Origin of the sequence: Lawsonella clevelandensis (assembly GCF_001293125.1) — a bacterium.
Classification (GTDB): domain Bacteria; phylum Actinomycetota; class Actinomycetes; order Mycobacteriales; family Mycobacteriaceae; genus Lawsonella; species Lawsonella clevelandensis.
This window is the reverse complement of record NZ_CP009312.1, coordinates 1,075,957-1,088,722: the sequence shown is the minus strand read 5'-3', so window position 1 is coordinate 1,088,722 and position 12,766 is coordinate 1,075,957. Positions and strand designations below refer to the sequence as shown.

Sequence of the window (12,766 nt, the reverse complement as noted above, 5' to 3'; positions counted from 1 at the left end):
CGTGCTCTCTCCCACACCTTCCCCTTCTGCGGCTCGCCGCGCCAGCATCATAGGAATAGTACTAGTGCTAGGCGCAACCATCAGCACCCCCGTATCCTGGGGTGAAACCCCGGAAGAACGCTGTAAGCGGGAGACGGAAGCCTACAATCGCCTGTGGCAAGAAGACTGGATAAGAAACCACCCTAAAGAGACCGGCATCGCAGTAGGCCTACGACACGATGACGACACCCCGCCATCATCGCCGACTGTGTCACCAAAGCCAGACGTGCCACCTACATCCCAGGAGCCGCTCAGCACCCCACTAACACTCCCCCAGCCAACAACAACACCCACGGCAATGATCTCGTCTTCTTCAAAGGCCCCCACCCTCTCCTTTCACAGTTAAGTGCTCCAACTGAAATACCCATCACCTACCGAAAAAATGGCAGTATGGACACCATGAACAGCTTTCCGAGTACTTCTCTGCTCCGCCGCACTATTCTACTAGCGTCCGCCACCGCACTCCTCCTCGGCACTGCCGGTTCCTACGCACCCTCCGCTTCAGCGACTCCCCTCCCCATCTGGGACACTACCCCTACCCCCGCCTTCTACCACACCACCCAAGCCCAACAGGGCATGAAGCACGGCACCCTCATCCGCTCCCAGCGTGTCTACGGCAACCCCGTACTGGGCAGCCACCGCGCCTACCGCACCGTGTTCGCCTCCCGTAACACCTTCAACAGTCCCATCACTGGCTCTGCCGCCGTCGTCCTCCCCCAGCAAGTGAAGGCCGGCACCCCCATCGTCGTCATCAACGACATGATTAACTCTCTCGGCCGCTCCTGCCAACCCAGCTTCGCCCTTGACGCAAAACGTGGCAGCGTCTACATTCAGCAAAACAAGCGCGCCTACAAGGAAGCCCTCGGCTACCTGAAGCGCGGTTGGGCCGTCATCCTCCCCGACTTTCTCGGCATGAACAGCGAATACGGCGCAAACATTATGAGCGGGCGCGTCATCCTGGATGCTGTTGAAGCAGCCACCAACTCCACCATCTTCGGCCTCCACACCTCCAAGGCTGTCCTCACAGGCTACTCCGGCGGCGGCATGGCAACCATGTACGCGGCCGCCCAGCAGCCCTTCTACTCCCCCCGCAGCCACATCATTGCGGCGGCAGCCGGCGGTGCCCCCGTCGACCTGCCCTGGATGGTTGGACTCTTCCAGAAGCTTGGCAACATCCCCAACCCGGCCTTCGGATATGCCACCGGCGTGCTTATCGGCATGGAGCGCGAATACGGTTCCCACCGTATGAACGTCTACGGGCGCATGACACCCCTCGGGAAGAACATTGTTCGCAAGTCCCGTTCCCTCTGCCATGACCAGATGCTGAAACTGTCCGAAAATCAAACCCCCAAAACCATGTTCGGTATGACGGACCTACTCTCGATGAAGGATATGGTGGCAGTTGGCCGGGAGAATTCCCTCACCTATTACAAGCCGATCCCCACGATGCCGCTGTTCATTTACGGAGCCTACACCGACATTGGTGTGCCCCTCAGCCTGATGCAGCGGGTCGTCATCCGCTACAAGAAGGAACGCCCCCAGCTTCCCATCGTGTTCGCGCCCCAGATTGGCCCCAATCATATGGACGCTTTCCGCCAAGCTCAGCCGTTGGTCCGGCAGTGGATGGCCGATCGTTTCGCTGGGAAACCCGCCCCCAACACGGCCATCGCCTTCTAACAGGGTGACGGTATCTGTACCGTAGGTGACTATAGTTGACGTGGTTCGTGGGTGGGCTGCTTACCGAGGTACGCTAAGCAGGGTTTGGCCGCTTTCCTTTAGGATATCCATTTGGGAAGAAAGGACGATCAGTATGCTTCGCAAGGCTTCTAGTCTCGCCCTCGGTTCTCTGCTGGCGGTGGGCCTCACAGTGGCTGTTTCGCCAGCAGGTTTTGCCGACTCTGCTCCCGCTGCCGCCCCCTCAGTTTCACAACCGGCAGTGCCTACTGCCCTGCTTACTGCTGCACACCAGCGTCCTGCTGCTGATGATGCGCAGGCTCCGGATCGTCATGCGTTGGATATTGACTTCGATGCTTTGACGAAGCCGCTTGATGAGCCGAACTATGTGGCTATTGGGGATTCGTACTCCATCGCATCCTTTGCCCCCACCACCATTTGGGAGCCGTGTTTCCGTAACTGGCTGGATTACCCGCATCTCACTTCCGCTCAGACGGGGTTACCGCTGGTGGAGCCGGCCTGTATTGGCGGTAGTGGTACCGGCTACTGGTATTCGTCGAAGATGAAGGGTACCGATATGGCGGTGAAGGTGCCGTATCGGGAGCTGCTGAATAAGCAGACCAAGCTGGTGACCATCAACCTAGGCTTGAATGACATCATGCTGGCGTACAACAAGAAGTTGGTGCGCGAGTGCATGGATGCGGCCTACGACAACAAAGACCCAGACCATAGTGCGTGCGCGGCGAAGGTGGAGAAACAGTTCCGTCCTCTCATTAAGATTTTGCCGAAGGTGCTGGAGGGCATTTACAAGGACGCCAAGAAGCGCATTGCGAAGGACGGCATGGTGGTGGCCGTCGGCTATGTGGAGATGTTTGACGGCGACAAGACGTGCTGGGATAACGGTTTTATTGGCCCGGCTGACCGCGCCTACATCAACTCGGTGTTTAAGCGGGTAAACCGGGCGGTGCGTATTGCTGCCCGTAAAGCCCGTGTGGACCAGTACATTCCGGGCGACCATCAGACGGCGGTGACGTCGACGTGCGGTGTACCTTTCCTGCGTTGGTCCAGCTTTACCGGTTTGCCAGAGTTGGCGTACCCCATGCATCCGACTTTTGCGGGCGCCGTCATGACATCCCGTGCGCTGAGCTCCATGTATTTGGCGAAGCATCCATACAACGTTCGTCCCACCACAGTTGAGCCTGCTTCCGAGGAGGGTGACGAGTCCGTCGCACCGACCACCCAGGCGACACCTAAGGCTGCACCATCAACCAAGACTGAACCATCGGCCAAGGTGACGTCCTCACCGAAGTCCACTACCGCACCGAAGACCACCGACACACCTTCTACCCCAGCTGCGGAACCAGCCGCCTAATGTGCGTCAGCCGGCAGCACCCAGTACAGCTACCGGCCCCAAAAATTGCAGAGAAAGTAGTCTGCGGTGCAAGCCGCAGACTCCTTCATCTATGTCAGCCCCTCCCACCACGTAGAATTGGTAGATAACACTCTGTAATGCCGCTCTCTGCGGTTCCTTGTGAACCCTGCTGCCAGCGCATTAAGCCACCTAGAAAGGATGCCTCAGATGAAGCCTTCGCGACTTATCGCCGGCCTGACCACTAGTACCATCCTCGTCGGTAGCCTCACTCTCGCACCGCACGCTCTCGCCGAACCCACCACTCCCACCCCCGAACCCACCCAGGTTCCCGCCAGCCCTTACAGCTACGCAGCCATCGGAGACTCCGCCACCGTCGGCGGATCCTGGTTCGCCCCCTTGGGGGATCTATGCGGCCGTAACCGTGTGGACTACCCCAACGTCCTCGCCAACAACACCGGACTGCAGCTTAATGAAACTGCCTGCTACGGCGCCACCACCAGCAACTACCAGTGGACGCGCCCCGCCGGCATCCTCAACTCCCCCAACCCGCCGCAAGTTAAGGCCATCGACAAGAACACCCGTATGGTCACCATCCAGCTGGGCTTGCGTGACATTGTGGGAGACGGTACGAACTCGCTGCTCACCAAATGCGTCAGTGCGTGGGGCAAAGAGTACACCAGCATGCTCAGCGGCCAACCTACTGAACTCACCGGCAGCCCCTGCCGCGACACCTACGGCAAGGCCACCCTGAAAAAGTTTGATGGCCTGCAAGCCCGCCTGGCTGCCATCTATGCCAACGCCAAGACCCGCACTACCAGCGACACCCTGGTGGTCGCGGTCGGCTACGCCCCACTGTTTAATGGCGCCAAGAATTGTTGGGAGGGGCAGCTGATTCCGGCTCGCGACCGCCAGTTCTATAACGACATTTACCGTAAGCTCAACCACACTATCCGCCAGGCAGCCCGCCAAGCTGGAGTTCCGTCCTTTGTCCCCTCTAAGGACTTGGGTATCCGCTCTAGCTGCGGCGTTCCCGGTTTGCGCTTCACCAGCCTCACCGGCTTGCCGGAGGCCTCATATCCGATGGGCCCCACTGTTGCTGGCCAGGCACACATCGCTCTCACCCTTGAGCAGATGTGGAAGGGCTGGAAGAGCACCCACTCGTCGCTTAAGTAGCGGTAAGGGAGGGGTGACGGCGGAGTGCTCACCAGCGTGCAGCACCGTCACCCTCCCCCACCAGCACTAACAACACAACCGCCACCAGCACCAGCACCAGCGCCACAACACCGCCACCGCCATATCCGCCCACCGCCATATCCGCCCACCACCATCACCCACCTAAGGACCCTGGCCACCATGGACCCCTCCACCCCCTCCACCGGCTCCACCGGCTCCACCGCTTCCTCGGCCACCCGTCCCCGACGGCTCCCCCGCACCCTTATCGCCGGCGCCAGCGCACTCCTTCTGGCGGGCAGCCTAGCCACCCTCACCGCTTGCGGTGGTGGAGACGACACCACCCCGCCCGGCGTCATTCGCGTCTACGGGTCCGAACCCCAACACCCCCTCATCCCCACCAACACCAACGAGACCGGCGGCGGCGACATCCTCCGCTACCTCTTCACCGGCCTTACCCAGTACGACAACGACGGCACGATGGAAATGGCCCACGCCAAATCCATCACTGCCAACAGCAACTCCACCCAATTCACCATCACCCTCAAACCCGGCTGGATCTTCAGCAACGGCGAACCCGTCACCGCGCAAAGCTACGTCGACGCCTGGAACTATGGGGCCTGCGGCAAAAACCTCCAACTCAACCAAAGCTTCTTTAGCACTATCGAGGGCTACAAAGACGTCATCCCCGCCGACAACACCAACTGCCACATGCGGGGCCTCACCGTCACCAGCCCACTCAGCTTCACCGTCACCCTCAACCAGCCCGAAGCTGGCTTCCCCCTCCGCCTGGGCCACACCCCCTATATGCCGCTTCCCCGCGTCGCCTACCAGGACATGAAAGCCTTCGGCGAACACCCCATCGGCAATGGCCCCTACAAACTCATCGATGGCCAAGCATGGCTGCACAACGACCGGGTCATGACGGAAGTCAATCCCACCTTCAAAGGCGACCCCAAAGCCCGCAATGAAGGCATCTGGTGGATCTTCTACACCAATCCCGACACCGCCTACGCAGACCTCCTCGGAGGCATGCTCGACACCGTCGGCAGCACCGTCGGCCCCACCGCCCTCCCCAACTTCCAAACCGATTTCCCCCACAGCAACAGCAACAAACCCACCGCCAGCTCCACCGCCTTCGTCGTCCCAGAGTGGCTCCCCCACTTCAAAGGCGAAGAAGGACGCCTCCGCCGCGCCGCCCTCTCCATGTCCATCAACCGGCCGCTCATCACGGAGAAAATCTTCTTCGGCACCCGCACCCCTGCCAAAGAATTTACCTCCCCCACTCTGGGCGACGTGGACCTCAATGTCCCCGGCGCCAGCGTCCTCACCTACAACCCCACAAAAGCCCGCCAATTGTGGAAACAGGCCAACACAATCAGCCACTGGAGCGGCACCTTCCAGATTGGTTACAACGCTGACGGCGGCCACCAGCAGTGGGTCGACGCCGTCTGCAATAACCTCCACCAAACCCTCGGCATCACCGCCCACGGCAAGGCCTACCCCACCTTCAAACAATTACGCGACGAAATCACCCAACGTACCATCACAGTAGCCTTCCGCTCCGGCTGGATGGGCGACTATCCCTCCGTCTATAACTTCCTTGAACCCCTCTACGTAACAGGCGCCTCCGCCAACGATGGCAATTACTCCTCCCCCGAATTCGACCGGCTCATCTCCCAGGCCGCCGCCTCCTCCTCCATCGCCGAATCGAAGAAGTACTACCGCAAAGCTCAAGCCATCCTCATGCGGGATCTCCCCGCCATCCCCCTGTGGTACCCCAACGCCTCCACCTCCTGGAACCCGGAGTTGCGGAACGTCCACATCATGTGGAACGGCTACCCCAACTACACGCTCATCCAGAAGCCCACACCTGCCAAGGAGAAGTAACACATGGGCTGGTACATCATTAAACGGATAGGGCAAATGGTCCCTGTCTTCTTCGGCGCCACCTTCCTCATCTACGCCATGGTGTTCCTCACCCCCGGCGACCCGGTGGCAGCCCTCGCAGGTGACAAACCCCTCACCCCCGAACTCGTCACCGCCCTCCGCGACCAATACCACCTCAATGACCCCTTTATCGTCCAATACGGGCTCTACCTCAAAGGTATCTTCACCGGAGACTTCGGCACCACCTTCAGTGGCCGCCCCGTCATCGACGAAATTTCCCGCGCCTTCCCCATCACGGTGAAACTCGCCATCATGGCACTCGTCATCGAAACCGTCTTCGGCATTGGCTTCGGCGTCGTTGCCGGCCTGAAGAAGGGCGGCTGGTTCGACTCCACCCTGCTGGTAGTCTCGCTGGTCATCATTGCCGTCCCCACCTTCGTCCTCGGCTTCGTCGCCCGCTTCCTCTTCGGCATCAAGTGGGGCATCGTCCCGCCCACCGTCGGCGGCGACCCCAGCTTCGTCAACCTCCTGCTACCCGCCTTCGTACTGGGGTTGGTGTCCTTCGCCTACGTCCTCCGCCTTACCCGCTCCAGCATTTCTGAAGTAATGGAAGCCGACTATGTGCGCACCGCCACCGCTAAAGGCCTCAGCCGGCCCGTCGTGGTGGTCCGCCACATCCTGCGCAACTCACTGATCCCCGTCGTCACCTTCATTGGCACCGACCTGGCCGGCCTGATGGGAGGCGCCATCGTCACCGAAGGCATCTTTAACGTGCCCGGTATCGGTGGCCTGGTCTACCGGGCCGTCATGCTCGGCGAGGCCCCCACCGTGGTATCTATCGTCACCCTACTCGTCATAATCTACATGCTGGCTAACCTGCTGATTGACCTCCTCTACGCTGCCCTCGACCCGAGGATCCGCTATGCCTAAACACCCTGAAAACCCCACCGCCCAGCCCACAGACACCGCCAAACACCACACCGGTGCCCACCCGGCTACACAGCCTGCCACCACTGCCAGCCAGCCAGCCGGTAACCCCATTGAGCTCAGCGCCAACAACCCGCAGGAAATCTCTGCGGATACGTTCGTGGCAGAAGTCGACCAGCTGGAACCCGATACTCCACCCGCCGGCATGTGGATGGAAGCCTGGCGTCGCCTGCGCGTCCGCCCCCTCTTCTGGATCTCCGTCACCATCATCGTTCTGGTCCTCCTCATCGCCGCCTTCCCCGGCCTCTTTACCCACATCGACCCCACCGAAGGCAACCTCCTCAACTCCCTAGAAAACGCCAAGCCCGGCCACCCCTTTGGCTTCACCCAACAGGGCTACGACGTGTACGCCCGCGTCATCTACGGTGCCCGCGCCTCCGTCGTCGTCGGCATCTCCGTCACCCTCTTCGTCACCCTTATCGGCGTCCTCATGGGAGCCCTCGCCGGCTACTACGGCGGCTTCCTCGACTCGCTGCTCAGCCGCATCACCGACATCTTCTTCGCTATCCCCCTGCTGCTGGCCGGCATCGTCCTCATGCAGCTCTTCCCGCAACGCACCATCGGCACCGTCATCCTCGTCCTCTCCGTCTTTGGCTGGGCACAGATGGCCCGCGTGGTGCGCGGCGCCGTCATCACCGCAAAGAATAACGACTACGTGCTGGCCGCCCGGGCAGTCGGCAAGTCTCGCCTCTCTATCCTTTTCACCCACGTCCTCCCCAACTGCCTGGCCCCCATCATCGTCATGGCCACCACCTCCCTGGGCGTCTTCATCGTCGCGGAAGCTACTCTGTCCTTCCTCGGTATCGGCCTGCCCTCCACTACCATCAGCTGGGGCAACGACATCTCCGTCGCCCAGCAGACACTCCGCCAAGCCCCCCTCACCCTCTTCTGGCCCTCCCTCGCCCTCGCCCTCACCGTGCTCGGCTTCATCCTGCTCGGTGACGCACTGAAGGACGCCCTGGACCCGAAGGAACAACGCCGCGGACGGAAGGGATAACGACATGACAGACCGCACCCCCCTCCTTGAGGTGAAAAACCTCAACATTGCCTTCGGTTCCGTCAAGGACCCCAAACCCACTGTCCACGACGTCAACTTCCAGATCTACCCCGGCGAAACCGTCGCCATTGTCGGCGAATCCGGCTCTGGCAAGTCCACCACTGCCCACGCCATCATCGACCTCCTCCCCGGCAGCGGCCACGTCACCAGCGGCTCCATCACCTTCACAGGTGACGAACTGGTCGGCGCCAGCAGTACCAAGATGACGTCCCTACGCGGCAGCCAAATCGGCTTGGTCCCCCAAGACCCCATGACCAACCTCAACCCAGTGTGGACCATCGGCCGGCAGATCACCGAAGCGCTCGCCGCCAACAACGTCGCCAAAGGCGCCGCCGCCAAAAAACGCGCCTGCGAACTCCTGGCCGAAGCCGGTATGCCCAACCCGGAAACCCACCTCAAGCAGTACCCGCATGAGTTCTCCGGCGGCATGTGCCAGCGCGCCCTCATCGCCATCGGCCTGCATGCCCGCCCCGCCCTCCTCATCGCCGACGAGCCCACCTCCGCCCTCGACGTCACCGTCCAGAAACAGATCCTTGACCACCTGCAGGGCCTCATCGAGACCCTCGGCACCGCCGTCCTCCTCATCACCCACGACCTCGGCCTCGCCGCCGAACGCGCCAGCCGCGTCATCGTCATGCAGCACGGCCGTATCGTCGAACAAGGCCCCTCCCGGGAGATCCTCACTAACCCGCAGCACCCCTACACCAAGCAGCTCATCGCCGCCGCCCCCAGCCTGGCCGCCCGCCGCTCCGAAACCCGCCACCAGCGAGCCATCGACGGCGGCCTCACCCTCCTTGAGGTGAAAGGCGCCACCAAGCGCTTCCTGCTGCCCGACTCCCGCCCCTGGAAAAAGAACTACTTCACCGCCGTCGACAAGGTAGATCTAGCCATCCGCCAAATGCACACCACCGCCATTGTCGGCGAATCCGGCTCCGGCAAATCCACCCTCGCCAAAATGATGCTGGGTCTGCTGGAACCCACCGAAGGTGAGGTAACTTACGAGGGCAAATCCATCCGCAAGATGCACCGTGACGACGAGCTGAGCTTCCGCAAACGTGTCCAGCCCGTCTTCCAAAACCCCTACGGCACCCTCGACCCCATGTGGTCGGTCTTCAACATCATCGAAGAGCCCCTCAAAGTACACCACCTGGGCGACAAGAAAACCCGCACCCGGCGCGTCAGCGAAATCCTCGACCGGGTAGCCCTCCCCCAGTCCATGCTGCGCCGCTACCCCATGGAACTCTCCGGTGGCCAACAGCAGCGCGTCGCCATCGCCCGCGCCCTCGTGTTGGAGCCGGAACTCATCATCTGTGACGAGGCTGTCTCCGCCCTGGATGTACTGGTGCAGGCGCAGATCCTGGAGCTGCTCAACGAGCTCCAGCGGGACCTCGGTCTCACCTACGTGTTCATCACCCACGATTTGGCGGTGGTGAAGCAGATCGCCGACGACGTGGTCGTGATGCGCGATGGCGCCATTGTGGAGCGCGGGGAGACGGACGAACTGTTCGCCCACCCGCAGCAGGAATACACGCAACGGCTGTTGGACGCTATCCCCGGCGCAAAGATCCTCGGCTAGGCGGCGATTGCCGTTCTGCTGGCGGAGATTTCACTTGTCTCCGCTGGTAGTCCGGCTGGCTGCGGCGAGACGTGCGGGGTAACGTCACAAGTATGAAGAATCGTCGCTTTGCAGCTGCCGGCCTCGTTGCCGTGGCCGCCGCTGCCATTCTTACCGCTTGCCAATCCTCCACCTCAACCAACGCCTCCAGCACCAGCTCCAGCGCCACCTCTACCACCACCACAACCACCACGCACATTCCGCTACCTGCCTCCGCCATGGAGAACGGCGTCACCCACAACTGTGGTGCCGTCGAGGGGCACGGCACGCTGTTCATCAAGGAAAGCACCATTCCCTGCATGGAGGCCAAGGGCATTATCAACATCTACTTGAACGACCCCAGCGTGCAGCACGAGGGTAACGCCAGTGTCGCCAAACTGGGCGACTGGACGTGTTCCACCAGCACCGCCGCCATTGCCGCCACTAACGGCTACGCGCTCTCCTGCAGGCGGGAAGCCGACCCAGAGATCATCGTCATCCCCGAGAAGCCCATCGAGGCCCCCGCGCAGTAGCCGCAGCGTCGCTGTGCAGCAACCGCAGCGTAGTGGCACAGAAGCAGCAGCGTAGCTGTGGTGACGCACTGGCTCGCCTCACTGATCCCAGGGCTATACGCACAACTATAAGAACAGAGGCGCCCCTCTACCCAGGGAGCGCCTCTGTTGGCTTATGACGTTAGGGCCAGACGGCCGGGTCAGCTGGCGCGGACCGGCAGCCGACAAGTCGAATTCAGCTAGAACGCGCCACGGTTGGTGCGCTCGTCGCGGATGTGGTCCACAATGCCCGGATCCACCAAGGTGGACAGGTCACCCAGTGGCTTGTCCGTATCCAACGCCCGCACCACTCGGCGCATAATCTTGCCAGAACGGGTGCGCGGCAGGTCGCCTACAAAGTAGACGCGGGCCGGCTTAGCAATGGGAGAAATCTGCTGGGAGACACTCTCCCGCAGGTCGGCGGCCAGTTTCTCGGCAGCCTCCTGGTCCTCCAACAGATGGTGGGAACGGCCACGCACCACCACGTAGGCCACCACAATCTCGCCCTTGCTCTCGTCGGGCACCCCAATGACGGCGGTTTCCGCCACATCGTAGGCGCTACCGATCACAGACTCGATCTCGGCGGTGGACAGCCGGTGCCCGGCTACGTTAATGACGTCGTCGGCGCGGCCCAGAATCCAAATGTCCCCGTCCTCGTCTCGCTTCGCGCGGTCACCGGTAACGTAGTAGCCCTTGTGGGCGAACTGCTTGAAGTAGGCACGGTAGAAGCGGCCTTCGTCTCCCCACACGCCGCGCAGCATACTGGGCCACGGGTGGGTGATGACGAGGAATCCTTCTTCCCCGTTGGGTACTTCTTCGCCCTGCTCGTCGACAATGGCGACGGCGATGCCGCTGACGGGTTGCTGGGCAGAGCCGGCTTTCAGCGGCTTATAGCGCCAGCGGGGGCGGATGGCGTGGGAGCCGGTTTCGGTTTGCCACCAGGTGTCCACGACGGGAGTAGTGCCGTCACCAATGTGGTCACGGAACCAGTGCCAGGCTTTTTCGCCGATGGGTTCACCGACGGTGCCCAGCAGGCGGAGGTTGGACAGGTCGTGCGATTCGGGGATCTGGTGGCCTTGGCCGGCGAGGGATCGGACCAGAGTAGGTGAGGTGTAGTACACCGTCACCCCATATTTTTCGATGATCTCGAAGTGCCGGTGGAAGGTGGGATAGTTGTAGACGCCCTCGTACATGACGGAGGTGGTACCGGTCAGCAGGGGTCCGTAGACAGCGTAGGTGTGGCCGGTAATCCAGCCGATGTCGGCGGTGCACCAGTAGATGTCTTTAGTAAGGTTGACGCGTCGGTCAGCGGTGACGAAGTCGAAGCTGGAGAGCATGGTGGATAGTGCTCCCACCAGGTAGCCGCCGGTGGAGTGGATGACGCCCTTGGGTTTGCCGGTGGTGCCGCTGGTGTAGAGCAGGAACAGCGGGTTTTCGGCGGGCATGGGCCGGTAGCGGTGGGTGGTGGACTGAGGGTCGACGACGTCGTGCCACCAGAAGTCGCGGCCCTCCTTCATGGGGGTGTCTTGGCCGGTGCGTTTTACCACCAGCACGGATTCCACGTGTAGCTCACCGTCTTCATCCTCGGCGGGGGTGCTGAGCGCGTCGTCGACGATGGTTTTGAGGGCGAGGGCTTTGCCGCTACGGAATTGGCCGTCGGAGGTGATGACGATGCGGGCGCCGGAGTCGATGAGGCGTTGACGCAGTGCTGGTGCGCTGAAGCCGCCGAAGACGACGGTGTGGATGATGCCGAGGCGGGCGCAGGCCAACATGGTGATGACGGCTTCGGGGATGCCGGGGAGGTAGATGGCGGCGCGGTCGCCAGTGCGGAGGCCGAGGGTGGTCAGATAGTTGGCGGCTTTGCACACCTCATCGAGGAGTTCGCGGTAGGTGATGTCGCGGGTGTCGTTGGGGTCTTCGCCGATCCAGTGGTAGGCGATGACCTCTCCGCGGCCCGCGTCGACGTGGCGGTCGAGGCAGTTGGCTGCGGCGTTGAGAGTGCCGCCGTCGAACCAGCGGGCGCGAGGGGTGTCGCTCCAGTCGAGGACGGTGGTCCAGGGGGTGTCCCAGTCAAGGTCTCGGGCGGCAGTTTCCCAGTATTCGACGATGTCGTCATCAATGGTGATGGCGCCTTGGTCGAGGCGGGTGACGGGGGCGGCAGGGTCTAGGAGCTGTTCACCGGGGTTGTGGGGAGTAGCTGCCTGTTCTGTGGTGGACATTCTCTGTCACCTCCTGTGTGTGTGGCTCTGTATATGGGGTGGAACAGCGGGCCGCACCGGGTTATTCCGTATTTCCGGTTTTCTGTGGAGTTTCGGTGGAGGTGGTGACGGGTCGCTCGCCGTCTGCTGAGGTGGAGCCCTGCCGGTACTTGCCACTAGCGTGGTGTGCTACCGCAGCATGCGGACGGAATTTTTGTGGTTGTATACAGCAAG

At 61.8% G+C, this 12,766-nt stretch carries 9 protein-coding genes; 8 read left to right on the top strand and 1 reads right to left on the bottom strand.

The annotated features are described in order from the left end of the window. Positions 1–429: 429 nt before the first annotated feature. The 8 genes from IY73_RS04675 to IY73_RS04640 all read left to right on the top strand — a co-directional run bounded on the left by IY73_RS04675 (position 430) and on the right by IY73_RS04640 (position 10,316). The gene (locus IY73_RS04675; RefSeq protein ID WP_053978969.1) at positions 430–1,716 is read left to right on the top strand and encodes a lipase family protein; all 1,287 of its coding nucleotides are present in this window, start codon (positions 430–432) and stop codon (positions 1,714–1,716) included. A gap of 133 nt (positions 1,717–1,849) precedes the next feature. Further along, a complete protein-coding gene (locus IY73_RS04670; RefSeq protein WP_053978968.1) occupies positions 1,850–3,085 on the top strand; it encodes a GDSL-type esterase/lipase family protein in 1,236 nt (411 codons plus the stop codon). A 207-nt stretch (positions 3,086–3,292) separates the two neighbouring features. After that, positions 3,293–4,258: a GDSL-type esterase/lipase family protein gene (locus IY73_RS04665; RefSeq protein WP_053978967.1), complete on the top strand. Its 966-nt coding sequence runs from the start codon at positions 3,293–3,295 to the stop codon at positions 4,256–4,258. Positions 4,259–4,438: 180 nt separating this feature from the next. Continuing rightward, positions 4,439–6,145 carry a peptide ABC transporter substrate-binding protein gene (locus IY73_RS04660; protein WP_082346572.1) on the top strand — a complete coding sequence of 569 codons (1,707 nt, stop codon included), beginning with the start codon at positions 4,439–4,441 and terminating at the stop codon, positions 6,143–6,145. A gap of 3 nt (positions 6,146–6,148) precedes the next feature. Further along, entirely contained in the window at positions 6,149–7,075 is a 927-nt protein-coding gene (locus IY73_RS04655; protein WP_053978966.1) for an ABC transporter permease, read from the top strand. Next, positions 7,068–8,129 carry an ABC transporter permease gene (locus IY73_RS04650; RefSeq protein ID WP_082346571.1) on the top strand — a complete coding sequence of 354 codons (1,062 nt, stop codon included), beginning with the start codon at positions 7,068–7,070 and terminating at the stop codon, positions 8,127–8,129. The genes IY73_RS04655 and IY73_RS04650 overlap by 8 nt, the downstream gene beginning before the upstream one ends. 4 nt (positions 8,130–8,133) lie before the next feature. Further along, on the top strand, positions 8,134–9,765 hold the full coding sequence (locus IY73_RS04645) for a dipeptide ABC transporter ATP-binding protein (protein ID WP_053962068.1): 1,632 nt from the start codon (positions 8,134–8,136) through the stop codon (positions 9,763–9,765). Positions 9,766–9,857: 92 nt separating this feature from the next. Next, a complete protein-coding gene (locus IY73_RS04640; protein ID WP_053978965.1) occupies positions 9,858–10,316 on the top strand; it encodes a hypothetical protein in 459 nt (152 codons plus the stop codon). A gap of 218 nt (positions 10,317–10,534) precedes the next feature. On the opposite strand, the gene acs is transcribed toward IY73_RS04640, so the two are convergent. Then, positions 10,535–12,553 (bottom strand): acetate--CoA ligase, encoded by a 2,019-nt coding sequence (gene acs, locus IY73_RS04635; protein ID WP_053978964.1) that lies wholly within the window; start codon positions 12,551–12,553, stop codon positions 10,535–10,537. Positions 12,554–12,766: the final 213 nt, after the last annotated feature.

Bases quoted from the DNA above. Each gene is read 5' to 3' on its own strand.
- IY73_RS04675 (WP_053978969.1), top strand. From the start codon at position 430: ATGGACACCATGAACAGCTTTCCGAGTACTTCTCTGCTCCGCCGCACT.
- IY73_RS04640 (WP_053978965.1), top strand. From the start codon at position 9,858: ATGAAGAATCGTCGCTTTGCAGCTGCCGGCCTCGTTGCCGTGGCCGCC.
- IY73_RS04670 (WP_053978968.1), top strand. From the start codon at position 1,850: ATGCTTCGCAAGGCTTCTAGTCTCGCCCTCGGTTCTCTGCTGGCGGTG.
- IY73_RS04665 (WP_053978967.1), top strand. From the start codon at position 3,293: ATGAAGCCTTCGCGACTTATCGCCGGCCTGACCACTAGTACCATCCTC.
- acs (WP_053978964.1), bottom strand. From the start codon at position 12,553: ATGTCCACCACAGAACAGGCAGCTACTCCCCACAACCCCGGTGAACAG.
- IY73_RS04660 (WP_082346572.1), top strand. From the start codon at position 4,439: ATGGACCCCTCCACCCCCTCCACCGGCTCCACCGGCTCCACCGCTTCC.
- IY73_RS04645 (WP_053962068.1), top strand. From the start codon at position 8,134: ATGACAGACCGCACCCCCCTCCTTGAGGTGAAAAACCTCAACATTGCC.
- IY73_RS04655 (WP_053978966.1), top strand. From the start codon at position 6,149: ATGGGCTGGTACATCATTAAACGGATAGGGCAAATGGTCCCTGTCTTC.
- IY73_RS04650 (WP_082346571.1), top strand. From the start codon at position 7,068: ATGCCTAAACACCCTGAAAACCCCACCGCCCAGCCCACAGACACCGCC.